Below are 26,037 nucleotides of genomic sequence, written 5' to 3' on the forward strand. Positions count from 1 at the left end.
TTTTGTTCCTTTTATAGTTGTTCGGGCAGATTGGACTGCAGCCAAGACTGCATCTGCTCAACTTCGAAGTTGATAAAATCTGGATCTTTGAAAGCCTGAGCAAGCGTAGCGACACCCTGGCTGCGGGCCAACAAGTGCATTGCCAAACCATTTGAGCGCTCACCGCATCCCAGCTCTTCAAACTGGCGACATAGCCAGCCGCGAAACAGAAGGAAGATGCTCGTTGCCTGATCCTGGGCCCCATGTCCGAGCTTAGTGAGCTCAGATACCAAAGTGCCAACTGGGCAACCGAACAGCGTGATCTTGCTCTGATTAGCGATCAGAATGTGGATGAAGCAAGTTATCCTTTCAACGGGGTCACTACCCTCCGCTTGCCAATCTGCCAGCATTGAGCATGTCTCGTTTTTGCGCCGGGCAATCACCGCCTCGAGAATCTCATCCTTGGTCCGGAAATGATAGTAAAAATTACCACGCGAGATGCCGACTTCACTGGCAATATCCGCGAAAGAAGTGGCTTCGAACCCGCGCTCGTAGAACAGCTGCTTCGCGGCTTCTGCAATCCGGTCTTTAGTGGTTTCCTGCTTCATTTCATCATTGCACCAATATCTAGGACGGTTGACCTAAACCTTCATTAGGGCAGTCGTCCTAAAATTGCAACTCCAAATCCAAACCACAGCATTTCAGGACCCTATCTTCCTTCAGCGTTTCTGTTCGAAAAAAACCTTCAGCAGCTCGGCAGCCTCGCGCTCAGAAATCCCCTCATAGACCTCGGGCACATGATGCGCTTGGGGATGGGAGAAGACGCAGGCCCCATGGGCTACCCCGCCAGATTTCGGATCAGAGGCGCCGTAGTAGATCCGCGAAATTCGCGCCGCAGCCAGTGCCGCAGCACACATGGCGCAGGGCTCCAGAGTGACATAGAGATCGTAGCCCATAAGTCGCTCTGACCCTATCGCCTTGCATCCCTCTCGCAAGACCAGGATTTCGGCATGCGCGGTGGGGTCATTGAGTTCCCGGGTCCGGTTGCCCGCACGGGCAACTACATCTCCCTTTGAGTTGATCAAAACCGCCCCGACAGGCACTTCTCCGCGCCGAGCTGCCGCTCTCGCCTCATCCAAAGCGAGGTTCATATAAGATTTGAATGAGGGGCCAGACTGTTTCATCCCTCTTACCTGCCTTGGAATGGGTGCTTTCGCAAGGCGGTGGAATGCTCTATGTCGCAGGGATGAGCAAATCACCCCGCCCCCCACAGAACCGCACCCGAAACCACTCCAAAGGCCAACCGGAGGGTCGCCCAGCTGCTGGTAAGACCACCAAGCCAGCCAAAAGTGCTGCCAGGGCCAAAAGCAACGACAAGGTAGATCATCCGCCGTCGACCGGCGACCGGATTGCCAAGGTCTTGTCTCGGGCAGGTGTCGCATCCCGCCGAGAAGCAGAGCGGATGATTGCCGAGGGCCGAATTTCCGTCAACGGGACCGTAATTGATAGCCCCGCCCTCAACGTGACCGGGCAGGAACGGATCCTGGTTGATGGTGCTCCCCTGCCCCAGGCGGAGGCACCGCGGCTTTGGCTCTATCATAAGCCCTCTGGACTGGTGACAACCAATCGGGATGAAAAGGGGCGCAAGACGATCTTTGACGATCTTCCAGAGACCCTGCCCCGCGTCATGACCGTGGGACGGCTTGACCTGAACTCCGAAGGTCTTTTGCTGCTGACCAATGATGGTGGCATCAAGCGTAAGCTGGAACTGCCCTCGACCGGATGGCTGCGCCGCTATCGGGTCCGCATCAATGGCCGCCCCAAGGAGGAGGATTTTGCCCCACTGCGCAAAGGCCTGGTGATCGATGGGGAACGTTTTCAGCCGATGATCGTGGATCTGGATCGTCAGCAAGGCGCCAATGCCTGGCTGACCGTCGGCTTGCGCGAAGGCAAGAACCGGGAAATCCGCCGCGCGATGGAGGACATCGGTTATAATGTGAACCGTCTATTGCGCGTCTCTTATGGACCTTTCCAGCTGGGCGACCTGAAACCGGGTGAGGTTGAGGAACTCAGACCTCGGGTTTTGCGCGATCAGCTGGGCCTGGAAGCGGAAACCGAAGAGAGCACGCCAAAACCGCGCGCCCAGCGCAGCCGTGGCCCTGCCCCATCAAAAGGCAAGAGCGATGCTGTGCGTGCGGGCGCCAAACCGGGCCGGGGTAAACCTCTTGCCTCTCGCAACTCAAGTGAGGGAGCGGCAAAAGCGGGCGGCAAGCCGCGCCAGGGGCAAAGCCGTAAAAAACCTAGCCCAATCGGCAAAAATCCCCGCCGCTGAGGCACTTCTACCAGACTTCCCCCTAGCAAGGGGCCGCAGCTTCCCCTAGATTTTGAAGGATAGTAAATCCCTAGGGGGGAACAGCGTGCAGAAAGTAGCCTTTGCGGCTTTGCTCATCCTGATGCTTGGACTTAGCACGGGTTGGATTGTGGGGGTCTGAGGATTTGGCAAAGAAATTTGGCGGCAAATACAGCCCCTCAGGCAGCAATGCCCCTTTAGAGGGATCTAAAGGCACGCCATCTCCATCGCAGGTGCAGCCGTTGCGAAACAGCTCGGTTGATCCCATTGGTCTGCGCTCAAACCTGATGTTTTTGCCCGGCGCGCTCATGCTGCTCTTCTCCCTCACGAGTGGGGCCTCGGGATTGGCACTCGGACTGGGCGCTGCGGCGCTGTGGACCGGTGCGGCCTACCTTCTGCGTGAAGGCCTGCGAGCCAAGGCAGCGTTTGATGCCCGTCGCGTGGCCCGCAAACCTGCTCTCCCGCGCAAGATCCTGGCGGCTGTTCTGACCGGTGCTGGCGCCGGACTTGCTGCCTGGAAGGCGGAACCAGGTCTAGCCATCGCGGCGATCTACGGCCTGGCGGCAATGGGGCTGCATCTGGCGGCCTTTGGCCTGGACCCCCTGCAGGACAAGGGAACTGAGGGAGTTGACGATTACCAACAGGCCCGTGTCGCCCGCGCGGTGGAAGAGGCAGAGTTCTCGCTGGACGCGATGACGGATGCGGTGCTGCGCGCCCGTGACCGCGATGTAGAGCTGCGCGTTGAACAATTTCAGGCCGTGGCCCGCGATCTGTTCCGCACGGTTGAGGAAGACCCCCGCGATCTGACCGCCGCCAGGAAGTACCTGACGGTCTATTTGCAGGGGGCCAAAGACGCCACGGTGAAATTTGCCGATATCTACAGCCGCTCTCAGGATGCAACAGCTCGCGCCGACTATCTGGCGCTGCTGCAGGACCTCGAGGAAAACTTTGCCGCCAGAACTCGCAAGATGCTGCTGGAAGACCGCAGCGATCTCACCATTGAAATTGATGTGCTTCGCGACCGTTTGCAGCGCGAAGGGGTCCAGATGGACCGCAGTTAAAACAGACAGGGGAAGTGCCAATGTCCGAGACTATTCAGAAGAAAGCCGTCGAAGCGGAAACACTGGTTGTGGAAGTTGTTGAAAACAAACTAGCCGAACCCGTTGAAGCTATCGCCCCCCTGGATCAGGCTGACGGTGAAGTAAGCGTTGCGATCAAAAGCCGAATGGGCGAGCTAGACATGCGCGACAGCAACTCCATCATCGGTTTTGGATCGGCTGCCCAGGCGGAGCTGCAAACCATCAGCCAGGCGATGCTGGCGGATGTACGCAACAAGGATGTCGGCCCTGCAGGCGATTCCCTGCGCAATATCGTGACCACAATCCGCGGCTTTTCGGTAAGTGAGCTGGATGTGCGCCGCAAGCCGACCTTTTGGGAACGCCTGCTTGGACGCGCAGCCCCTTTCGCCAAATTCACCGCTCGCTTTGAAAGCATCCAGGGACAGATCGATAAGATCACCGATGACCTTCTAGGCCATGAGCATACGCTGCTGAAAGACATCAAATCTCTCGACCTGCTCTATGAAAAGACGCTGAATTTCTATGATGAGCTGGCGCTCTATATAGCGGCGGGCGAGGCCAAACTGGCGGAGCTGGACGCAAAAGACATCCCCGAGATGGAGGCCGCAGTCGCGGCAGCCCCAGAGGCCGATCAGGTCATGCGCGCCCAGGAGTTGCGCGACATGCGGGCCGCACGGGATGACCTGGAGCGCCGGGTGCACGACCTGAAACTGACTCGCCAGGTGACCATGCAATCCCTGCCATCCATTCGCCTGGTTCAGGAGAATGACAAATCGCTTGTGGCAAAAATCAACTCAACTCTGGTCAACACAGTACCGCTTTGGGAGACCCAGCTGGCACAGGCGGTCACCATTCAGCGCTCCGCCGAGGCAGCCTCTGCCGTGCGTGACGCCAATGACCTGACAAACGAGCTTTTGACCTCAAATGCCGCCAACCTGCGCCAGAGCAACAAGATGATCCGCGAAGAAATGGAACGTGGTGTCTTTGACATCGAAGCGGTGAAACAGGCCAATGCGGATCTGATCGGCACCATTCAGGAAAGCCTGCAAATCGCAGATGAGGGCAAAGCAAAACGCGCCGCAGCCGAAGAGGACCTGAAGAAGATGGAAGGCGAGCTGCGCGACACGCTTGCAGCAGCAAAGGCGCGGCGAGATGGCGTTGGCGACAACGCCGGCACCTCTGTCCCTGTGTAACGGCGAAAGAGACCGCACCCCCATGCCCGTTTTTCGCATAAGGCCCCTGGCTGTCGCCGTGACCTGTCTCGCTGGCCTCGCAGCCTGCCTGCCTGCGGGGCAAAGGGTCTCGCTGATACCGGAAGACCGGCCAGCGACCCTGGCGCCAGCCACCTATACGCCTTCAGCGGAAAGTGCGGAATTGCGGAACTACTATCGCGTGTTGCAGCAAGATCTCTTGACCCGGGGTCTTCTGCGCACCGATGGAGGTGGTCCCGAGACCCCCTATGATGCGGAAGACCTGGCCGAGCGTTTTGAAGAACTCGCCTTTTACTACGAATATGCGGGGCGCGGCGGCAATCGGCTAGCTGGGGGGCTCAGCCGCTGGTCTGGCCCTGTGCGAGTGGTGGCCGATTTCGGCCCTTCCGTATCGGAAGCCCAGCAGCTGCGCGACAGTGCGGTTTTGGAACGGTTCACCGACCGGCTCGCACGGGTGACGGGCCATCCCGTTTCCAACCAGTCCAGACGTGGAAATTTCCATGTGATCTTTGCCAGTGCCGATGACCGGGCCTATGTCGCCGAGAAGGTCCGGGACCTCTTGCCGGATCTGAGTGAGGCGGATCTGAGGCTCTTTGTCGACCCTCCACGCACGCATTATTGTTTTGTGCTGGCAGGCGGGCCGCCTTCGGCACCTTTTGACTATATTAGCGGTGTTGCCCTGATCCGCGCGGAACACCCGGACCTGGTGCGTGACAGCTGCATTCACGAAGAGGTCTCGCAGGGGCTTGGGCTGTTGAATGACAGCCCCCGCGCGCGACCCTCCATTTTTAATGACGATGATGAATTTGCCTATCTGACAAGTCATGACGAGAAGCTGCTACAGATCCTCTATGACAAGAGGCTGCGAACCGGGATGAGCGCAGAAGAAGCGCGCCCGCTGGTTCGTATCATCGCACGGGAAGTAATGGGACAGCCGCTTTAGGCTGTCCAACGACGAAGAGAAAAGGACCTGAAACATGGGCATATTCGACTTTCTCAAAGGGGAATTCATCGACGTCATCCATTGGACCGATGATACCCGCGATACAATGGTCTGGCGGTTTGAGCGTGAAGGCCATGAGATCAAATACGGCGCCAAGCTGACAGTACGCGAAGGCCAGGCGGCGGTTTTTGTGCATGAGGGGCAGTTGGCGGATGTCTTCACCCCGGGTCTCTACATGCTTGAGACCAACAACATGCCGATCATGACAACCCTGCAGCACTGGGACCACGGGTTCCAGTCGCCGTTCAAGTCAGAGGTCTACTATGTAAACACCACCCGTTTTAACGACCTGAAGTGGGGGACTAAGAACCCGATCATGTGCCGCGATCCGGAGTTCGGCCCCGTCCGGTTGCGCGCCTTTGGCAGCTATTCGATCAGGGTTGTGGATGCGGCACGCTTTCTCACTGAGATTGTTGGCACCGATGGTGAATTCACCATGGACGAGATCTCTTTCCAGATCCGCAATATCATCGTGCAGGAGTTTTCGCGCGCGGTTGCCGGATCTGGTATTCCGGTGCTGGATATGGCGGCAAACACCGCTGATCTGGGCAAGCTCGTTGCCGCTGAAATCGCACCCGTGATTGCGGAATACGGCCTCTCTATTCCAGAGCTCTATATCGAGAATATCTCCCTGCCGCCGGCGGTCGAACAGGCGATGGACAAGCGTACCCAGATGGGCATTGTCGGCGACCTGGGTCGCTATACACAGTTTGCCGCAGCGGAAGCCATGGAAGCCGCCGCCAAGACCCCAAACAGTGGTATGGGCGCAGGCCTGGGCATGGGAATGGGCATGGCTATGGCTCAGCAGATGGGAACTGCGATGCAACCCGGTGCAGCGGGTCACGCGGCAGGTCCCTGGGGCGCCCGTCCCGCACCCGCTGCTGCCGCAACCGCTCCGCAGGCTACCGCGCCGCAAGCGGCTCCTGTCGCCCCCCCACCTCCACCAGTGGAACATGTCTGGCACACCGCCGTAAATGGCCAGACCCAAGGCCCCTTCTCAAAGGCGCGCATGGGACGCATGGCGCAAGAAGGCGATTTGACACGCGAAACCCTGGTCTGGACGCCCGGTCAGGATGGCTGGAAACCCGCAGGGGATGTGGCCGAACTGGCGCAGCTCTTTACCATTCTTCCGCCCCCACCGCCGCCGCCGCCACCCGCGCCCTAATTCTCACCACCACCTAGCCTGCCATCTCCACTGGATGGCAGGTGCTCCCTTCTTGGCGGCGACCCGCTCCAGCAATTTTGATGGTATCGTGATAGACATCCCTCCTCCCCCGCCCGCCCCGGCTTCTGACAGGCCCCAAGACCCAAAGGACATAAGCCGCTTTCCCTGTGCGCAATGTGGGGCGGATTACCGCTTTGATCCCACCCAGGGCAGTCTGACCTGTGACCATTGCGGCCACCAGAAAACCATGCAGGACAGCCCCTGGCAGGGCGGCGCCCTGAAGGAGCTGGATTTCAAAACCGCGCTAGCCAAACAGCTGCCCGAAGCGGAAATGGAAGTAACCCGCGTTACCTCTTGCCCCAATTGCGCAGCACAGGTGGAGTTCAGCGATGAAACCCACGCCAAGGAATGCCCATTCTGCGCGACCCCGGTGGTGACCGATACCGGTGAAAACCGACATATCAAGCCTAAGGGTGTGCTGCCCTTTGGCATCGAGGAACGCGATGCCCACAAGGCGATGAGCGACTGGTTGGGCCAGCTGTGGTTTGCCCCCAATGGCTTGCAGGAATACGCTCGCAAAGGCCGCAAGATGGAAGGGATCTATGTCCCCTATTGGACCTATGATGCGCAGACCCGCAGCCAATATGCAGGCCAACGCGGTACCGTCTACTATGTCACAGAGACCTATCAAGACGATGGCGAAACCAAGACCCGCCAAGTTGAGAAAGTCCGATGGTCACCTGTTACTGGCCGGGTTGCGCGCTTCTTTGATGATATCATCGTTCTGGCTTCAAAAAGTCTGCCCAAGCGCTACACCGATGCGCTACAGCCCTGGGATCTGACCGCCTTGGAACCCTATCAGCCGCAATATCTGGCAGGCTTTCGGGCTGAGGCCTATACGGTGGACCTAGAAGAGGGCTACACCGAAGCAGGCCGCCATATGGAGCGCGTGATCGAGCGCGACGTGCGATTTGACATTGGTGGTGACCGGCAACGGATCAGCAATATCAGCACCGAGGTCTCCGACATCACCTTTAAGCATATTCTGCTGCCGGTCTGGCTTGCCGCCTATAAGTACCAGGGCAAAACCTACCGCTTTGTCGTCAACGGCCAATCCGGTCGGGTTCAGGGTGAGCGGCCTTATTCCGCTTGGAAAATCGCCGGGGCCGCAACCCTTGCCCTCTTGCTGCTTGCTGCCGCGGCCTATTTCGGCGCGCAACGCTAGGCACAGCCCTACTCAACCGCACAAACTTCCGCCCAACCGGATTGGAGTCCCAAATGTCTCGCAGCCCTCTTGCGCTTGAAGAGTTCGACACCCTCCTGAGCCAGCGCCATAGCTGCCGCGCCTTTCGTTCCGATCCGGTTCCTCGCCCCAACATCAACGCCATCTTGCAGACGGCTCAGAAGATACCCTCCTGGTGCAATGCCCAGCCCTGGAAAGTGACGATCACCAGCGGGACGCAAACCGAAGACCTGCGCCAGGCCCTGATGGAGGCCGCGATGGCAGGCGGGCACGATCCCGACATCGCCTTTCCAGAGCGTTACGAGGGCGAGTATCAGGCGCGCAGGCGCACATGTGGATGGGCTCTCTATGAGGCGGTAGGTATTGAAAAAGGCGACCGGGCAGCATCGGCGCGTCAGATGATGGAAAACTTCAATCTGTTTGGCGCCCCACATTGCGCCGTGCTCTCCGCGCCAAAATCCCTGGGGAGTTATGGCGCTATGGATTGCGGAGGCTTTGTCGCCGCTTTCACCCTTGCAGCCCAAGCCGCTGGTGTTGCCAGCATTCCACAGGCAGCCCTCGCCTCCTATGCGCCCCTTCTCCATGAGCTCTTGGAGATCCCTCTGGATCGCAACATCCTCTGCGGTATTTCCTTTGGCTTTAGCGATACCACTCACCCGGCCAATAGTTTTCGAACCGAGCGCGCGTCTTTGGAGGAATTTGTCGAATGGCGCGACTAACATAAACGGTCTCTCCTAGAGCATACTGAGTTGGTAATGGGGCGCTCTTAGCTCTTTTCGCCGATTCCTTCCCTCAAGGTCTTTTCGAACCGCTTGAATTTGTGATCTCGGGGAGCCTATCGTCTCGTCTTCTTCCCCCTCCTGCCAGAGGCCGAAAGAAATGCCATGGCAAGCAACAAGAAACAGTCCAGGAGATTAACATGCGTGCTTTGATACAGAGGGTCAGCGAAGCTTCGGTCACGGTTGATCAGAAGATTGTCGGTGAGATTGGCCCCGGACTTCTGGTTCTCATTTGCGCCATGCAGGGGGACAGCGAGGCCGAGATCGATTACCTGGCCGGCAAGATCGCCAAGCTGCGCATATTCAAAGACAGTGATGGCAAGATGAACCGCTCGGTCAAAGATATCAGCGGATCAATCCTGGTGGTGAGCCAGTTCACCCTGGCCGCAGATACCCGTCGCGGCAACCGTCCCGGGTTTTCAAATGCGGCCTCCCCACAACAGGGTGAGGCTCTCTATCTTCAGTTTTCTGCAGTCCTTCGGGAGTTGGGGCTAGAGGTCGCAAACGGACAATTCGGTGCCGATATGAAGGTCAGTCTGCTGAATGACGGTCCAGTGACGATATGGATGGATACAGCAGAAAAATAAGCCATCTGTCCGGCAAAGCAGCACGAATCTTTCGCGAAAGATTCGTGCCAAAAAACACCCCATAGTCGCATTTCAAATTTAAAAATCCCTCTAGAGGTGAATTTTGACCTTAAGAGATTCTGTAGTAAAGTAGGGGAATATGCCCGTTCTCTTTCATTCCAAACCCATCTCAGTATTTTTTGGTTTGGACCCAGTTTGTTAAAACGTAACTCCAGTTTACGCCAAAAAGAGGCAATTCCCCCCTAAATACGGCAAGTCTCTACTGGAAGGCGACACTGCGCTTTATCGGAAAGTTTGCGAAAATCGAACCGCTGAACTTATGTCGCTTTTAAAGCTTGCTAGGTCGCGGCAAATGCGCAAATCTTGGCCCACCATACAAGAAAAAGCCACCGGTCCCTTTTGCGGGGATGCCAGGGTGGCCAAGACTGCAACTGGGAGACCTCTATGAAAGATCAACTTCATTTCCTCGCGCGCCATGCTGTTGCGGGCAAGCTGAGCCGCCGTGACTTTATGGCAAAGGCCGCTGCTCTTGGCTTTACGGCTGCGGCGGCAGGCACCCTGCTGACAACTGAAGCACGCGCGGCCGGCCCTCAAAAGGGCGGCACCATCAAGATCGGCGCCCAGGGCGGCAGCACCACCGACAGCCTGGACCCGGCACTGGTCACCAACCAGGTTGGCCAGCTGGTAACCCGCATGTGGGGCGAGCCACTGGTTGAGCTCTCTGACGATGGCGGCTTGGAAGGCAAAGTGGCAGAGAGCTATGAAGCCTCGGCCGACGCCAAGACCTGGACCTTCAAACTGCGCAGCGGCATCACCTTCTCCAACGGCAAATCCGTCACTGCAGAAGACGTTGTTGAGACAATGGACCGCCATTCGGGCGAAGACACCAAATCCGGTGCTCTGGGCATCATGCGCGGCATTAAAAATGTCCGTGCAGATGGTGACAGTGTTGTCTTCGAACTCGACAGCCCGAATGCGGACCTTCCCTACCTGCTGGCAGACTACCACCTGATCATTCAGCCCGGCGGCGGCAAGGACGATCCCGCAGCGGCCATCGGCACCGGTCCCTATGTCATGAAGGCCGTCGACATGGGCGTGCGCTTTGTTGCCGAGAAAAACCCGAACTACTGGGGTGATCTGGGCAATGCCGAGACCCTGGAACTGATCGTTATCAACGACAACACCGCTCGCGTTGCTGCACTGCAGTCCGGTCAGGTGGACATGATCGACCGTGTTCCACCACGCACCGCCAAACTGGTTGGCCGCGCACCGACCATCGATCTGCGCACCACCTCCGGTCCTGGTCACTACGTCTTCATCATGCATTGCAACACCGCGCCGTTTGACAACAACGACGTGCGCATGGCGCTGAAATACGGCATCAACCGCCAGGAAATGGTGGACAAGGTTCTGAACGGCTTTGGTTCGGTGGGTAACGACACCCCGATCAACGCGTCCTATCCGCTGTTCACCCAGCTGGAGCAGCGTGAGTATGACCCGGACAAGGCGATGCACCACCTGAAGAAGTCCGGCCATGATGGTGAAATCCTGCTGCGCACCTCGGACAACTCCTTCCCAGGCGCACCTGATGCATCGGCACTGTTCCAGCAGTCCTGCGCAAGCGCGGGCATCAACCTGAACGTCAAGCGAGAGCCCAACGACGGCTACTGGTCCGAGGTTTGGAACAACAAACCCTTCTGCACCAGCTACTGGGGCGGACGTCCGGTTCAGGACCAGATGTTCACCACCGCCTATCTGTCCTCCGCGGACTGGAACGACACCCGCTTCAACAACGAGCAGTTCGACCAGATGCTGGTTGCTGCGCGCGGTGAGCTGGATCAGGGCAAGCGCAAGCAGATGTATGCGGATATGTCCACCATTCTGCGTGACGAAGGCGGTTTGATCTGCCCAATGTTCAACGACTTCATCGACGCCACCACTGATCGCATCGATGGCTGGGTCGAAGGAGTTGCAGGCTATGCCCTGATGAACAGCTATGCTCCGATGAGAATGTGGGTAAAGGCCTAATATATGCCGCAAATCCTTAAGCTCCTGGCTCAGCGCATCGCGCTGGGCCTCATCCTGCTATTCCTGGTTTCCGCATTGATTTTTGCCGGAACCGTGATCCTGCCGGGTGACGTCGCGCAGTCGATCCTGGGCCAATCGGCCACCCCAGAAGCCCTCGCCAATCTGCGCAAGGATCTGGGGCTTAATGAGCCGGCACTGCAGCGTTATTTCAACTGGCTCGGCGGTGCTATAACCGGCGATCTGGGAACCTCTCTGACAAGCGGCGCCGATATTACCGAAAGCATCGGCAAGCGCCTATCCAATACTCTCTTCCTTGCCTTCTGGGCCGCCGTCGTGGCCGTGCCTTTGGCAATTTTCCTTGGCCTACTGGCTGTGCGCTTTAAGGACCGCTGGCCCGACAAGGCGATCTCAGCTGTCACTCTGGCCTCAATCTCGATCCCTGAGTTCCTGATCGGCTATGTGCTGATGTATCTCATCGCTGTGAAGATGCGCTGGTTCCCATCAGTGGCAATGATCAATGACAGCATGACCCTGGGTGAGAAACTCTCTTCCATCGCCCTGCCCGTTGCGGTTCTGACCCTGGTGGTTCTGGCGCATATGATGCGCATGACCCGGGCCGCGATCCTCAATGTAATGCAATCGGCCTATATCGAAACTGCTGAGCTTAAGGGCCTCAACGGGTTCCAGGTGATCTATCGGCATGCTTTCCCCAATGCGATTGCGCCGATCGTCAACGTGGTGATGCTGAACCTCGCCTATCTGGTCGTTGGTGTTGTGGTGATCGAAGTGGTCTTTGTTTACCCCGGAATGGGCCAGTATCTGGTTGACCATGTGTCCAAACGTGACGTGCCTGTTGTACAGGCCTGCGGTCTGATCTTTGCCGCCGTCTATATCGGCCTCAACATGATCGCTGACCTTGTCGCTATCCTGTCGAACCCCCGTCTGAGGCATCCGAAATGAAGAACATCCCCATTGCTGCTATGATCGGGCTATTCTTTACGGCCCTCTACTTTCTCGCGGCCATCTTTGCGCCGCTGATCTCACCCTATGGCATGGCCGAGATTGTTGGTGACGTCTGGGAGCCGGCCTCGTCGGAATTCCTGCTTGGCACCGACAACATCGGACGCGATCTCCTCAGCCGGATGATCTACGGTGGGCGCACCACGATCTTTATCGCGACTGCGGCCACCATTGTGTCCTTCACACTCGGATCGGTCCTAGGCTTCTTTGCCGCCGTAGCCGGTGGTTGGGTCGATCAGGTGCTGTCACGCTTCGTTGATCTGATCATGTCGATCCCAACCCTGATCTTTGCGCTGGTTGTGCTCTCGGTCACCCCGGTCACCGTGCCGATGCTGATCATCGTCATGGGTCTTTTGGACTCGACCCGTGTTTATCGCTTGGCCCGCGCCGTTGCGGTGGATATCGAAGTCATGGACTACGTCGAAGCGGCCCGCCTGCGCGGTGAAAAGATCGCTTGGATCATCTTCCGTGAAATCCTGCCCAATGCCCTGTCGCCGCTGGTGGCGGAGATGGGCCTGCGCTTTATCTTTGCGGTGCTCTTTGTCTCCACCCTCTCCTTCCTGGGTCTCGGTGTTCAGCCGCCAGAAGCAGACTGGGGCGGCATCGTGAAAGAGAACAAGGACGGCATCGTCTACGGTATCCCGGCTGCACTGGCTCCGGCCTTTGCCATCGCCACACTGGCGATCTCGGTCAACCTTGTGGCTGACTGGGTGCTGAACCGGACAACCTCGCTGAAAGGAGGCCGCGGATGAGCGAACCCCTGCTGAAAGTACGCGGCCTAAAGATCGGCGCAACAGTCTACCCGCCCGGCGAAAAGCCCCATGACATCGAGATCGTGCATGGGGTGGATTTCGAGCTGGCGAAAGGCAAGGTTCTGGGCCTCATCGGGGAATCCGGTGCTGGCAAATCTACCATCGGACTTGCCTCCATGGCCTACGGGCGCGGCGGTGTGAAAATCACTGGCGGCGAGGTCTGGGTCAATGGACGCGAGATCCTGAGCGCAGGTGTCGGTGATATCCGCAAGCTGCGCGGCGCCGAAGTCACCTATGTTTCGCAATCCGCAGCTGCCTCCTTCAACCCGGCCAAGAAGATCATGGACCAGGTTGTCGAGGCTGCGGTTGAACAGAAGAAGTTCAGCCGCAAAGACGCGGAAGAGCGCGCAAGGGTGCTCTTTGCAAAGCTGGGCCTGCCGGATCCGGACAATATCGGCGACCGCTTCCCGCACCAGGTCTCTGGTGGACAGCTGCAGCGCTGCATGACCGCACTGGCACTCTGCCCCGAACCGGATCTGGTGGTCTTTGATGAGCCGACAACGGCCTTGGATGTGACCACCCAGATCGATGTTCTGATGGCGATCAAGGAGGCAATCCGCGACACCGGTGTGGCTGCGCTCTACATCACCCATGACCTCGCGGTTGTGGCCCAGGTGAGCGACGACATCATGGTGCTGAAGATGGGAAATACCGTGGAATACGGTTCTGTCGATCAGATCATCAATGCCCCTCAGGAGGAGTATACCAAGGCCCTGGTCTCGGTCCGCTCCATCGAACATGAGGAGAAGGCGCCCACCGCCGAGCCGGTGCTGAGCGTGCGCAATATCACCGCGCGCTACCAGGGCACCAAGTTCGATGTGCTGCATGGGGTCAATGTCGACCTCTATCCGGGGCAAACCCTGGCGGTCGTGGGGGAGTCCGGTTCGGGCAAATCCACTCTGGCACGGGTGATCACTGGTCTGCTGCCACCGCGCGAAGGAGAGATCGAATTCGCGGGCCGCACCCTGTCCAATGATCTGGCAGGACGCTCCCGCGAGGACCTGCGTGAGCTGCAGATGATCTATCAGATGGCGGATGTGGCGATGAACCCGCGTCAGACCGTCGGTACCATCATTGGCCGTCCGCTGGAGTTCTACTTTGGCATGCGCGGCGCTGAAAAGAAGAAACGGATCATCGAACTGCTGGATGAGATCGAGCTGGGCGAGAAGTTCATAGACCGCTATCCGGCGGAGCTCTCGGGCGGCCAGAAACAGCGTGTCTGTATCGCGCGGTCCTTGGCGGCCAAGCCCAAGATGATCATCTGTGACGAGGTGACTTCGGCGCTGGACCCGCTGGTCGCGGATGGCATCCTCAAACTGCTGCTGGATCTGCAGAAGATCGAGGATGTGGCCTATCTCTTCATCACCCATGACCTGGCAACTGTTCGCGCGATCTCTGACAATATCGCGGTGATGTATCAGGGCAAGGTGCAGCGCTATGGCGGTAAGTCCAAGGTGCTGTCACCACCCTTTGATGACTACACCGACCTCCTGCTCAGCTCGGTGCCCGAGATGCGCCTCGGCTGGCTGGAAGAGGTCATCGCCAACCGCAAGATGGAGAGCGCCGGGAACTAAGCGCTTTTCCCTTCTGTATCGGAAAATTTCAGGCCCGCGTCATCCTTGGCGCGGGCCTGCGTCATTTTGGACCAATGCATTCCATTATTTGAATTTATATATATTCCAATAATGGAATGCATATGATGGAGTTTCCCATGTCCGATGACGCATTACGCCGCGGCCCCGCCGCTGAACAAAGCTACTCCCCGCTCTATTTCCTGGCCTCCCTTGGTGCAGGTGGCCTGGCGGTTACCTTTTTCATGTATCTGATGTTCTGGGTGCCTCACCCCGGGCAACCCGTACCGGTGTTTGAAGACCTCATGGCTGCCCTTGCAGGTGGCAATTGGGCCATGAAATCCTCTGTTGTCTTGGCCATGGTCGGTATCGGTTTCTTTGTCTTCCTCAACGTGAAGATGCTGATCTGGAACTTTATCACGCTCTCGCGTTTCAAACAGACCGAGGCCTACGACAAGCTGCGCCACAGCAATGCTGAAACCACTTTACTTGCGGGTCCCTTGGCAACAGCCATGACCATCAATGCCGGTTTTATCGTGGGACTGGTTTTTGTGCCGCAACTCTGGAGCATCGTTGAATATCTCTTCCCTGCTGCCATGGTTGCCTTTGTCTTGGTAGGTCTTTGGGCATTCCAGCTGATCGGGCGATTTCTGGGCCGCGTCCTTACCGAAGGTGGTGCCTTTGACATGAGCGCGCATAATTCATTTGCCCAGCTTCTGCCTGCCTTTGCATTGTCGATGGTTGCAGTGGGTCTTTCCGCCCCGGCCGCGATGAGTGGCAATACCACCGTTGTCGGCACCTCACTGGTGCTTTCAACCTTCTTTGGTTTCAGCGCCATGCTCTATGCGATCTATGCTTCCATCACCGCCTTCTCTGCCATGCTGCAACATGGAAGCGCGCGAGAGGCCGGACCAACCCTGATGGTGATTGTCCCTTTGCTGACAGTTCTTGGTATCATGTTTCTGCGCCAGAATCATGGACTGCACAGCGCCTTTGATGTTCATGGCACCCCCGGTGAAACCCTGGTGATGCTGGCGCGGATCCTGACCATCCAGATTGTATTCCTGCTGCTGGGCCTCCTGGTCATGACGCGACAGGCCTATTTCACTGACTTCGTCCTTGGCAGTAAACTCTCACCCGGCTCTTACGCCCTTGTCTGCCCCGGTGTTGCGCTATCGGTCATGCTGCATTTCTTTATCAACAAAGGACTGGCCGCCTCCCAGGTGATCGACAAATTCGGCCTTGCATATTGGGGGTTCACGGCGCTGGCGCTGCTGTTCCAACTGGCAATGATTGCTCTGGTTCTGCGCCTCAACTGGCAACATTTCCGCGGGGTTGCAAAACCAGCGGCTGCTGTTCCGGCAGAGTAAACAGCAGCGCAAACCGCAGGTTGACCCCAGGAAACACCCAGAAAAACACGGATGGCGACATCGGCATCCGTTTTTTGAATGGCAATTCAAGTTTATCTGGCAAAAATGGGTCCAAATCGCCCCGTAGAACAAAGGATTCGGGACATGGACAAGAAATTACTCCTCATCATCTTGGATGGCGTGCCGTACCGGAACTTCCGCCGATTGTTCGGCAATCTGGAAGGCTGGGTCGACAGCGGGGATGCTCGCGTCTGGAAATTGCGCGCAGTACTGCCTTCGATCTCGGCCAGTTGCTATGCCTCGATCCATACCGGCGTCGTACCAGCAGAGCACGGCTGCACAGGTAATGGCAATGTCTTCAAGCTGAGCCACAAGGATGTCTTTAGCCAGGTACGTGAAGGTGGAGGCACCACGGGTGCGGTGGCTCATAGTTTCTGGTCGCAGTTCTTCAACCGCCATCCTTTCGACTATGTGCGCGACGTCGAATATGATGAACCCGAGAGCAAGACCATCAATCACGGGCGTTTCCATTCCATGACCGGCTATGGCCATGCCAACCAGATGACCCCTTCGGATGTGGATCTCTTTGGCACGCTGACAAATCTCTGCCTGCGTTTTGGCCTCAACTACGGCATGTTGCATACCTGCACACTGGACAGCATGGGGCACCGGTTCTTTCATGATTGCCAAGAGATGGATCACGCCTGTTTCGTCATGGATGAAATGCTGGCTCCCTTTATTCCACGCTGGCGTCAGCTGGGCTATGAGGTGATTGTAACAGCGGATCATGGTCAGGACGAACGAGGCCACCACGGAGGGCGTAGCCCACTGCAGCAGGAAACCGCGCTTTACTACTTTGGCGATGCCGAAGGCCCTGCCCAGGATGACGTCATCGATCAGTTGCAGCTGGCGCCCACCATCCTCAACCGTCTAGGCGCGCCAATCGCCGAGACAATGAAGGCGAAATCCTTCCTTAAGTAGGAAACCCCTCTTCTCAAGACAGAGCGATCCTGCATGGCAACATGTCAGGATCGCTTATTTGACTGGGGCCCCTATGCGCGTCATTTCCTTTGTCTTTGCTCTTTCCGCTCTCCCCTTGAGCACGACAACGGCCTTTGCGGATGAAAGCTGCAACGACCTCTGGTTCACACGGAATGCCATTATCAATCAGGCAGGTTTTTGCTTTGGCTCCAATCTGGGCCAGGCGCTGTTTGATAACGGAGATTGCATTGCAAAATCAGTACCCCTCAGCCCGGAGGCCCAGCGCTAGGTTGCGATACTTCAAGAGTTGGAGAAACAAACCCAATGCCGCGTGTACGGCGCGGCAAGTCAGTTGTACCTGCCTGACCTTACTCAGAGATTGCGCCTGACGGATTTCCTTATCTGGGACGACTTTGAAAGCGCCTGCATCAGCTGGCTGAGCCACCCCGCCCCCTTAAGTGGCATAGCCTATTCGTAGGGCCAAACCCCCTGGCCAAGCGCTTCCACCCCGGCTGAGATACGTTCAAAACTATCGCGTGCACGGCCTACGGAGTGACGTGCCCGCAGGTAGCCATGCACCAGGCCGGTCTCGTTGATCCAGTGGGCTTTGCCACCGGCCGCAACAACTCTGTCGCGATAGTCCCTGCTGTCATCACGCACCGGGTCGCAATCCGCTGAGATCAGAATGGTTGGCGGCAAACCGGAAAAATCAGCGTCACTCAGTGGGGCATAGGTCGGATCAGCAGATGGCGACCCTGACGGTTTGCGAATATCCATGTAAAACAGAATTTCGTCACGTGTGAGCATCGGCGCATGCGCATGCTCGATATAGGATCCCTGGTTCAGATCCCCACCAAAGGCACCATAGATCAACATCTGCCCCAAAATCTTGGAGGACACCTCAGGTTCCGCGCGCGTGGAATGCGCCACCGCAGCGCAGAGATTAGCCCCGGCGCTATCCCCCATCAACACAACCGCATCGCCAAAGGTCTGCAATGCCCATTTCAATGCGGTCCGCGCATCATCAAACATGGCCGGGTGCTGGTGTTCAGGGGCGAGGCGGTAATCAACCGCAACGACCCTATAGGCGGTCTGGGCACAGATCTCGGCACAGACATCATCGTGGCTTTCGAGCCCACCAACAACAAAGCCGCCGCCGTGACAGAATAGGACAGTTCGGGTCGGATCCCCCGCAGAGTAAACCCGGACGGGAACGCCATCCGCGTCATGATCCTCGGTCGAGACCACCAGCGGACGCGGCGCCAGAAACTCTTTAGCCATGTCATTATAGACTTGTCGCTGTTCGTCTATCGAAAGATCTACAGCATCTTCTGGGTAGCATTCTCCGGTCCTGCGAATGAAAGCCCAGGTCTCCTCATCAATTAGGCGCTCGTAGTTCATTCAGTCCCTCGTAGTCTCATTTTGCAGCCAGCCTAGGACAGGCATCCCCAAAATGGAAATGCCCAAATGAAAAAAAGCGCCCCGTCCAGGGGCGCTCCTTTTTAAAATGGGCAGCAACACGCTCTTACTCAGCAGCGACCTGAGCAGCCAGATGCTCCCACGGGCGCGTATAGGCACCAAGTACAGCGCTGATATCCGCATCACTGGCGCCATTGGCCGCAACCTGTGCGATGAGCCCGCGCTTTTTATCGTCAATGACGCTTTCAACCCGCGCAGGACAGGCCGCCTTGAGCAGTGCTTCATTGTAAATCCGGGTGATAGCATGTTTGCGGAGATCCGGCTTAAAGACTTTGCCAACCGCAGTTTTTGGCAGCTCATCCAAAACCGTCAGATGTTTGGGAATGGCCGCGCGTTCATGGACATGGATCTGGCAATATTCCAGCAGCTCATCCGCTGTTGCAGTAGCCCCGTCAACCAATTCCACAAAAGCGCAGGGCAGCTCACCCGCATGGGCGTCTGGTTGGCCAATCGCACCGGCAAAGGCCACCGCTTCATGCCCAAGAAGCGCCTCTTCGATTTCCGCTGGGTCAATATTGTGCCCACCACGAATGATCAGATCCTTCGCCCGGCCCGTGATCCAGAGATAGCCATCCTCATCGATACGCCCCAGATCCCCAGTGCGCAGATGAGTTCCCTGGTAGAACAGGTCCACGTTTTTCTCAGCCTCGGTATAGGTATGACCTGCAAAGACGCCCGGATTACCGATGCAAATTTCACCAACTTCCTCGGTGCCGCATTCGATCAACCCCTCGGGTGTCCCTTTGACAATGCGGACATCGGTATAGGGGAATGGAATACCAACTGAACCGATCTTCTTTTCACCCTCAACCGGGTTACAGGAGACCAGGCAGGTGGCCTCTGTCAGACCATAGCCTTCAACAATATTGACGCCTGTGGCCTTCTCGAAGCGGCGGAACAGTTCAACCGGCAGTGGCGCAGACCCGGAAAAGGCAGTTTTCACACTGGAAATATCCGCATCAACCGGGCGCTGCATCTTGGCCGAGATCGCAGTCGGCACGGTGATGATGAAAGAGATCTTCCAGCGTTCGATCAGCTTCCAGAAATTGTCAAAGACACCATCGCCCCTATAGCCCTGCGGCGTTGGGAAAACCACATGAGCGCCTGAGGTTATGGAGGCCATCATGATCACGTGGCAGGCAAAGACATGGAACAGCGGCAGCGGACACATGATATTGTCATTCTCGGTGAAGAGAAGCGTGTCACCAATCCAGCCGTTGTAGATCAGGCCTGAGTATTTGTGCTGCGCCACTTTTGGCATGCCGGTGGTGCCGCCGGTATGGAAGTAGCAGGCGACTCGGTCCTCGGTGCTGTCAGCAAATTGCAACGTCGTTGGCTGCTTGCGGATTTCCTTGCCAAAGGATTTGTAATCCGCATGGGCCAACTTGTCCTTGTTCTCCAACTTCGGGCGGATCAGTGGAACGATCCAGGATTTAGGTGGCGTCAGATAGCGGTTGAGGTCGATTTCCAGAACCGTATTCACATTGGGCGCATGGCGCACCGCCTCGGCGACTTTTTGCGCGACATCCGTCTTTGGAAAGGGCTTCAGCGTGACAACGATCTTTGCTTTGGTCTCACGCAGGATAGAGGCGATCTGCTCTGGTTCCAGCAGTGGGTTGATCGGCGCAACTATGCCAGCAACAGCGCCGCCCAAGAGGGTCACCAGCGTCTCATTGCAGTTGGGCAGCACATAGGCCACCACATCCTTTTCGCCGATGCCCAGCTCGCGGAACATATTTGCCGCCTGGCTGACTTGATCCTTAAGCATGCGCCAGGTCAGGGTCTCCGCCTTGTCCGTTGGGCCAGAGAAGATCTGATACGAGACCGCGTTGTTTTCGGGGAACCTGCCCGCTGTACGAGACAAAAGCTGGTAAAGCGTGACCGGGTTATCTCGCTCCTCCCAGGAGACCTCCTGTTCCATTGCCTTGCAGTCTTCAACCGTTGCAAATGCCATTGCAATCCTCCCCTGGTCCCGGTCTTGTGCCGGAGTTGTCTTTCTATGCTTCAATGTGAGTGCAAAAGCGCCATGGTGCAAGCGCAGGCGCAGGCTCACGTCAAGGCAAGGAGAAATTCTGACGCTGCGAAACTGCTGTCTGTTGGGATTATCAGGACCTGAGAGGTTGCATTACTCGGCTGCGAGACCATCCGTAAATTGCAGCCGGGCAAGACGCGCATAAAGCCCACCCTGAGCAACCAGCGCATCATGGGTTCCGGTCGCGACCACCCGCCCCTCTTCCATGACCACAATACGGTCCGCCTTTTTGACAGTCGCCAGCCTATGCGCAACAATCAAAGTTGTTCGGTTCTGGCTCAGCTCATCGACCGCAGCCTGCACCAGTCGCTCGCTTTCTGCGTCCAGGGCAGAGGTGGCCTCATCCAGCAGCAAGACCGGCGCATCCCTGAGGATCGCACGCGCAATCGCTATTCGCTGCTTTTGACCACCCGACAACATCACACCGCGTTCGCCTACAAAGCTGTCATAACCATCAGGTAAAGCGGAAATGAAATCATGGGCGGCGGCCGCACTTGCCGCGGCCTCAACCTCGGCATCGGTAGCACCGGGTCGGCCAAAACGAATGTTCTCACGCGCCGAGGCTGCAAAAATCACCGGATCCTGTGGAACCAATGCGATATGCTGCCTGAAATCATCACGGCGCAGTTCTGTCAGAGCCACACCATCCAGGCGAATACTACCCTGATCCGGATCATAGAACCGCTGCAACAGCTGAATGACCGTTGTCTTACCGGCCCCCGAAGGACCAACAAAGGCAACGGTTTCACCGGGTTTCACTGTCAGCGTAACCTCATCGAGTGCTTGCACCCCTGGACGGGCTGGATAGGCAAAGGATACCCCATCAAAGGAAATCTCTCCCATCACATCCTTTGGCAGAGACTTGGCGGCAGACGGATCCAGCACTTTATCCTTGGCATTCAACAGCTCGATCAATCGCTCGGTTGCTCCGGCGGCGCGTTGCAACTCACTCCAGATCTCGGACAGTGCCGCCACTGAACCAGCTACCAGAACGGAGTAGATGACGAATTGCACCAATGTGCCCTCGGTCATGAGACCCGCACGAACATCATTGGCCCCCATCCAGAGCACCCCAACAATGCCGGAAAAGACCAGAAAGATCACAATCACGGTCAGATAAGCCCGTGTCTTGATCCGGGTAACCGAGACGTCATAGGCGGTTTCTGTCATCTCAGCAAAGCGCTTGCGGCTTGCACCTTCATGGGTAAAGGCCTGGACGGTCTGGACCGCCCCCAGAGCCTCTCCGGCATTGCCAGAAGAAGCGGCAATCCAGTCCTGGTTTTCGCGGCTGATGCTGCGCAACCGACGCCCCAGAACCAAGATTGGCACGATGACAGCTGGCACGATCAGCAAAACCAGGCCGGTAAGCTTGGCCGAGGTCAGCAACATCAGCACCAAACCGCCAGCAAAAATCAGTAAGTTGCGCAGGGCAATTGATACCGAAGATCCCAGCACCGACTGAATCAAAGTTGTGTCGGTGGTAATCCGGCTCAGCACCTCTCCGGTCATGATCCGTTCAAAAAACTCTGGGCTCATACCGATCACGCGGTCAAAAACCGCCATACGAATATCGGAGACAACCCGCTCCCCCAGTCGGGTGACAAGGGCATAGCGCAGACCGGTCCCCAAGGCCAAAAGCCCAGCAATAACAAGAGCCGCCAGAAAATACTGGGTCAAAAGCGCATTGTCAGTGACGCGAAAATTGTCCACAACCCGGCGCACCGCCAATGGTAAGGTAAGCGACAGCCCGGCGGTCAACACCAGAGCACATGTCGCTAACCCCATCAGCATTCGATAGGGGCGCATAAAGGGCCAAAGCGCACCTAGAACGCCAATTTTCCGGGAGGTTTCTCTTTCTTCCTCAGAAGATGGAGCTACGGGTTTGCGCGCCATGTCTGGTCCTTTTGACTATTGCCCCATTAACTAGGTTGGGGTTTTGCGTCCAGGTGGCTAAATGGCCCTCTCAGAACCGCAGGTCAAGCACCTGGCACCAATCAGCCCAGGATAGTTCGTGTTCTTGTACCGGCACAGGCCTCCCCCCTCTTCCCGCCTTTGGTTAAATGGCAGGGCGGGCAGTCCTAGTTCTCAACGCCTCAACGGATGCCTTTGAGGCTATTCAATCTCCCCTAAAACCTTCGCGGGGCCAATGCACGCATGTCTTGGGATCTAAGAAGGCTTTCTTATGCGATGCGGCCCAAGAAACGCGTCTTGCGCAGGGCAAATTCGCCGCGAAACACATCAAAAAGCGGGGGGAAGTCTGGAGCGGGCGGCGGGAATCGAACCCGCGTCATTAGCTTGGAAGGCTAAGGTCTTACCACTACACAACGCCCGCTGAGCAGTGAGGCGAGATTTAGGACAAGCGACAAGTGGGGTCAACCGACTTCTGAAAAATCTCTTCAGAAAAGTTCTCTCCTCTGCCGATCAGTTAAACTGCGCTTTTGGACGGCTCCGGCGATAGGCTACGCGAGCCCGTGCATCCGACCGAAAAGAGCAAGCGCGAGATGATCGAACTTTGAGATGCTGGTACTTGCGCCCTCTCAGAACTAAGTTGAGTTGAGAGACATAGCCTGATGCATGACGCAAGCTGAAACCAAAACCGGAGCTCCGATGCAGCCAAAAGCGAAAACCGTGATTCTGGTGTCCCACGGCCAGCCCTCATCACCAGAGCCTCCAGAGACGGCGCTAGCACGTCTTGCAGAGCAGGTCGCTGTGCATTTACCTGACTGGCATGTAAAATCTGCCACACTTTCAACACCTGGACGCCTGGAACACCTGTCCGCGAGTGATGCAGTTATCTATCCTTTTTTTATGTCCGCAGGCTGGTTTACCACGAAGGTCTTGCCCAAACGCCTACAAGGCTCCTACCGGAAGATTCTGCCTCCTTTTGGATTAGACGCCGCATTGCCAGGACTCACTGCCACGGCTCTAGCCCCGCAACTGCAACCAGGATCTAACCTCCTCCTCGCGGCCCATGGCTCTGCACGAGGGCAAATGGCGGCGATGGCAGCTGAGCAATTTGCCTCACGTCTTGCACCACTTCTAAAAGGCGTTCCCGTCGAGATTGGATATGTGGAACAAGACCCAACTATTGCCCAGGTGACAAAGGACCTGCCCGAACGCTCCCTATGCCTACCCTTTTTTTCACAGGCAGGCGATCATGTTCTGTATGACCTGCCCCAGTCTCTTGCTGCGGCGAAGTGGGAAATTCCAATCCTGCCTGTCACCGGCGCGCTGCCCGGGGTACCAAGATTGATCGCCAAGGCCATTCAAGCAACGACGGAAGACCCGTGACGAAGCCCTCAGATCATTCAAGGTTGGTCGCAATCGGGCAACATCCATTCATGTGACTTTCTTGCGGGATCTTTGTTGCGCTTTGCTTGGCGCAGCTACAGCCGATCTTCACCGAGAAACCACTCGACGACTTTAACGTCCCTCCTATAAGCCGTCGTGCAACAGCTTGGCGTGGAAGAGTCGATAGCCATGCTTTCAATGCCAGACTGAAAGCGCGAACAAGCGCTTCCGGAGCCGCGCATGGCGATCCGGAAGCGCTGGATAGGCCAGGCTCGATCTAGATATCCCAACCAGTCTGCAGGTCCGTCGTTGCGTGATTTGATGCGCTGTCACCCGTGTTCTCGCAACATCCAGGCGAAGAGCAAACATCAGAAGTTTTTTTTACCGGCAGCCCCTTGAGATCGGCATTCCCGCGCGTGGCACAAACCAGCAAGCACTTTACTTCCGGGTTCTCAACTCTCAGGTCTTGCAGCCGTCACAGCTCAAAGACTTTGGCAGCCACTGCATACTCCAGCAAAAAACCGATAGTCGGTTCTTTTGTGAAAGGTAACTTCCGCATTCTTCGTTCCCCTCGCTCCTCTGAACGCTTCGAGAACAAACTCTCACGCTATACGGCCCCAAATCCCGAGAGCCGGTCAAGATCTGACATACCATGGGTGTCACACGCATCCAGCCAGCCCTGATCTTCGATCTACCCTTTTTAAATAGAAAAGTATGTAGTTTTTACAATGTGTCGGAACTACGACCCATGGTTAGAGTGACCAAGAGAAATTCACATGCTTCGAGCCTCTTGCACTCACATTCGGAATCACCTAAGACGCATCCACACCACCGGTAAGGCGAGTTGGCGGAGTGGTGACGCAGCGGATTGCAAATCCGTGTACACCGGTTCGATTCCGGTACTCGCCTCCAATAAATTCAATGACTTATAAGTTTCCGCTGTCATGGGGTATCACCTCAGGTATCAGTTTCTTGTTCTGTGCTCGTTCTGTTCGCATGTCACTTGCGCTTTGCTGCGGCCTGACGCGCACGCATGATTTGCCGCGCCTCACCTGCATATTTGACGATCATGGCCTTGGAAGTGTGTCCACTAAAGCTGGCAATCTCGTCGTCGGTACAACCAGCCCACGCCAACTCCATCACACCACGATATCGCAATGCGTGTTGGTCAAAGGCCATCAGGCCCAGCCGCTTACGCTCTCGCACCATCACCCGCGCCATCGCGTGATAATCCATCGCCGAGCCGTCCGCCCGTGTCAGGATGTGTCGCAAGGGATGTGGAACGAACCCTAGTTCGGCCTTCGCCCGGTCCAGTGCGGTTTTCAACGCCTCAGTACAAGGCAGGAGCAAAGGCTTGCCAGTTTTGTTCTGGCGTAGCTTCAGGGTTTCGCCATCATAATCGCCCCACTGGAAATCCACCCAATCACCGGGGCGCTGCACACTGCCCACGCCGATCTCGAAGATCAGCACGGGCAACGACTCTCCCTCATCACGCAGCCTCTCCACCGCCCAATCAGTCCATGGCACATGTGGCTTTTTACGCGCCTTCGGAACTTTGAGCGGCTCGATATCAATCGCAGGATTATCCTTGCGCCACCGTTTGCGGATCGCCAGCTTGGACAACATGCTGATCGCAGTCGGGATGTAATTTGCGAACCGAACCCGATGCTTGTTCTTTTCCATCGCATCGTAAATATCGGCTTGTGTCAGGCGCACCACGTCCGCTTTGCCAATCTTTTCAGTCAGATATGTAAAAACAGGTTCCAGATCCTTGCGATACCGAGGCGAAAAATTCGCCCACTTATCAGTTTCGCGCATTGCAGCAATCAACGCGGTCCATGAGGTTTTCGCCTCCGCCCTCTTGCCGCTCACGATTTCCCAATACTGATGGTCAAATTCAGCAGTGTCTTCCTTAGCCGTGATGCGTCCAAGATAGATCATCTTGCCATTGACGCATTTACGCACGTACCAGCGACCGGACGAATGCTGCCACAGATATTGCTTGCGCCGACTTACCATTCAATTACCTCGCTCCCGTCGATAGCATCGCCACGCGC

22 protein-coding genes and 2 tRNA genes are annotated in these 26,037 nt (G+C 56.9%); 17 read left to right on the forward strand and 7 right to left on the reverse strand.

Annotated features, from left to right (window positions below; all coding sequences use genetic code 11):
• Positions 1 to 11: 11 nt before the first annotated feature.
• Positions 12 to 587 (reverse strand): TetR/AcrR family transcriptional regulator, encoded by a 576-nt coding sequence (locus RSK20926_RS11560; protein WP_008206889.1) that lies wholly within the window; start codon positions 585 to 587, stop codon positions 12 to 14.
• Positions 588 to 698: 111 nt separating this feature from the next.
• Positions 699 to 1,163, reverse strand: a complete 465-nt coding sequence (locus tag RSK20926_RS11565) for a nucleoside deaminase (protein WP_008206892.1) — start codon at positions 1,161 to 1,163, stop codon at positions 699 to 701.
• Positions 1,164 to 1,225: 62 nt separating this feature from the next.
• On the opposite strand from RSK20926_RS11565, the gene RSK20926_RS11570 reads away from it, so the two are divergent.
• The 15 genes from RSK20926_RS11570 (at position 1,226) to RSK20926_RS22095 (ending at position 17,467) form a co-directional block, all read left to right on the forward strand.
• On the forward strand, positions 1,226 to 2,311 hold the full coding sequence (locus tag RSK20926_RS11570; protein WP_050773074.1) for a pseudouridine synthase: 1,086 nt from the start codon (positions 1,226 to 1,228) through the stop codon (positions 2,309 to 2,311).
• 164 nt (positions 2,312 to 2,475) lie between these two features.
• Entirely contained in the window at positions 2,476 to 3,390 is a 915-nt protein-coding gene (locus tag RSK20926_RS11575) for a 5-bromo-4-chloroindolyl phosphate hydrolysis family protein (RefSeq protein ID WP_037254878.1), read from the forward strand.
• Between the two features lie 20 nt (positions 3,391 to 3,410).
• Positions 3,411 to 4,601 (forward strand): toxic anion resistance protein, encoded by a 1,191-nt coding sequence (locus RSK20926_RS11580; RefSeq protein ID WP_008206897.1) that lies wholly within the window; start codon positions 3,411 to 3,413, stop codon positions 4,599 to 4,601.
• A gap of 58 nt (positions 4,602 to 4,659) precedes the next feature.
• Positions 4,660 to 5,562 carry a DUF2927 domain-containing protein gene (locus RSK20926_RS11585; protein WP_008206899.1) on the forward strand — a complete coding sequence of 301 codons (903 nt, stop codon included), beginning with the start codon at positions 4,660 to 4,662 and terminating at the stop codon, positions 5,560 to 5,562.
• 34 nt (positions 5,563 to 5,596) lie between these two features.
• Positions 5,597 to 6,787, forward strand: a complete 1,191-nt coding sequence (locus tag RSK20926_RS11590; protein WP_008206901.1) for an SPFH domain-containing protein — start codon at positions 5,597 to 5,599, stop codon at positions 6,785 to 6,787.
• Positions 6,788 to 6,821: 34 nt separating this feature from the next.
• Entirely contained in the window at positions 6,822 to 8,012 is a 1,191-nt protein-coding gene (locus RSK20926_RS11595; RefSeq protein WP_008206904.1) for a TFIIB-type zinc finger domain-containing protein, read from the forward strand.
• 53 nt (positions 8,013 to 8,065) lie between these two features.
• Positions 8,066 to 8,749, forward strand: a complete 684-nt coding sequence (locus tag RSK20926_RS11600) for a nitroreductase (RefSeq protein ID WP_008206906.1) — start codon at positions 8,066 to 8,068, stop codon at positions 8,747 to 8,749.
• A 200-nt stretch (positions 8,750 to 8,949) separates the two neighbouring features.
• Positions 8,950 to 9,396: a D-aminoacyl-tRNA deacylase gene (dtd, locus tag RSK20926_RS11605; RefSeq protein WP_008206908.1), complete on the forward strand. Its 447-nt coding sequence runs from the start codon at positions 8,950 to 8,952 to the stop codon at positions 9,394 to 9,396.
• A gap of 444 nt (positions 9,397 to 9,840) precedes the next feature.
• Positions 9,841 to 11,424 (forward strand): ABC transporter substrate-binding protein, encoded by a 1,584-nt coding sequence (locus RSK20926_RS11610; protein WP_008206909.1) that lies wholly within the window; start codon positions 9,841 to 9,843, stop codon positions 11,422 to 11,424.
• Positions 11,425 to 11,427: 3 nt separating this feature from the next.
• Positions 11,428 to 12,384 carry an ABC transporter permease gene (locus tag RSK20926_RS11615; protein WP_008206911.1) on the forward strand — a complete coding sequence of 319 codons (957 nt, stop codon included), beginning with the start codon at positions 11,428 to 11,430 and terminating at the stop codon, positions 12,382 to 12,384.
• Positions 12,381 to 13,196: an ABC transporter permease gene (locus tag RSK20926_RS11620; protein ID WP_008206914.1), complete on the forward strand. Its 816-nt coding sequence runs from the start codon at positions 12,381 to 12,383 to the stop codon at positions 13,194 to 13,196. Before RSK20926_RS11615 ends, RSK20926_RS11620 begins: the two co-directional genes overlap by 4 nt.
• Complete coding sequence (locus RSK20926_RS11625) at positions 13,193 to 14,830, forward strand: ABC transporter ATP-binding protein (RefSeq protein WP_008206916.1); 1,638 nt, start codon at positions 13,193 to 13,195, stop codon at positions 14,828 to 14,830. The genes RSK20926_RS11620 and RSK20926_RS11625 overlap by 4 nt, the downstream gene beginning before the upstream one ends.
• A 137-nt stretch (positions 14,831 to 14,967) precedes the next feature.
• A complete protein-coding gene (locus tag RSK20926_RS11630) occupies positions 14,968 to 16,197 on the forward strand; it encodes a TsoY family (seleno)protein (RefSeq protein ID WP_037254882.1) in 1,230 nt (409 codons plus the stop codon).
• A 144-nt stretch (positions 16,198 to 16,341) separates the two neighbouring features.
• On the forward strand, positions 16,342 to 17,178 hold the full coding sequence (locus tag RSK20926_RS11635) for an alkaline phosphatase family protein (RefSeq protein WP_008206923.1): 837 nt from the start codon (positions 16,342 to 16,344) through the stop codon (positions 17,176 to 17,178).
• 58 nt (positions 17,179 to 17,236) lie between these two features.
• Positions 17,237 to 17,467, forward strand: a complete 231-nt coding sequence (locus RSK20926_RS22095; protein ID WP_232281883.1) for a YARHG domain-containing protein — start codon at positions 17,237 to 17,239, stop codon at positions 17,465 to 17,467.
• Positions 17,468 to 17,646: 179 nt separating this feature from the next.
• Here the strand turns inward: RSK20926_RS22095 and RSK20926_RS11645 are convergent, their stop codons facing one another.
• The 4 genes from RSK20926_RS11645 to RSK20926_RS11660 all read right to left on the reverse strand — a co-directional run bounded on the left by RSK20926_RS11645 (position 17,647) and on the right by RSK20926_RS11660 (position 23,021).
• Positions 17,647 to 18,579, reverse strand: coding sequence for an alpha/beta hydrolase (locus RSK20926_RS11645; protein ID WP_008206927.1), 933 nt, complete (start codon positions 18,577 to 18,579; stop codon positions 17,647 to 17,649).
• Between the two features lie 124 nt (positions 18,580 to 18,703).
• Positions 18,704 to 20,611: an acyl-CoA synthetase gene (locus RSK20926_RS11650; protein WP_037254802.1), complete on the reverse strand. Its 1,908-nt coding sequence runs from the start codon at positions 20,609 to 20,611 to the stop codon at positions 18,704 to 18,706.
• A 171-nt stretch (positions 20,612 to 20,782) separates the two neighbouring features.
• On the reverse strand, positions 20,783 to 22,582 hold the full coding sequence (locus RSK20926_RS11655; protein ID WP_037254804.1) for an ABC transporter transmembrane domain-containing protein: 1,800 nt from the start codon (positions 22,580 to 22,582) through the stop codon (positions 20,783 to 20,785).
• Between the two features lie 365 nt (positions 22,583 to 22,947).
• Positions 22,948 to 23,021, reverse strand: a tRNA-Gly gene (locus tag RSK20926_RS11660).
• A 476-nt stretch (positions 23,022 to 23,497) separates the two neighbouring features.
• Here RSK20926_RS11660 and RSK20926_RS11665 point away from each other — a divergent pair.
• Together RSK20926_RS11665 and RSK20926_RS11670 are read left to right on the forward strand one after the other, a co-directional pair.
• Positions 23,498 to 23,980, forward strand: coding sequence for a sirohydrochlorin chelatase (locus tag RSK20926_RS11665; RefSeq protein WP_332306546.1), 483 nt, complete (start codon positions 23,498 to 23,500; stop codon positions 23,978 to 23,980).
• 838 nt (positions 23,981 to 24,818) lie between these two features.
• Positions 24,819 to 24,892, forward strand: a tRNA-Cys gene (locus RSK20926_RS11670).
• 87 nt (positions 24,893 to 24,979) lie between these two features.
• On the opposite strand, the gene RSK20926_RS11675 is transcribed toward RSK20926_RS11670, so the two are convergent.
• The gene (locus RSK20926_RS11675) at positions 24,980 to 25,999 is read right to left on the reverse strand and encodes a tyrosine-type recombinase/integrase (RefSeq protein ID WP_008206932.1); all 1,020 of its coding nucleotides are present in this window, start codon (positions 25,997 to 25,999) and stop codon (positions 24,980 to 24,982) included.
• Between the last annotated feature and the right edge of the window lie 38 nt (positions 26,000 to 26,037).

The sequence above is a fragment of the Roseobacter sp. SK209-2-6 genome (assembly GCF_000169455.1).
GTDB lineage: Bacteria > Pseudomonadota > Alphaproteobacteria > Rhodobacterales > Rhodobacteraceae > Pseudophaeobacter.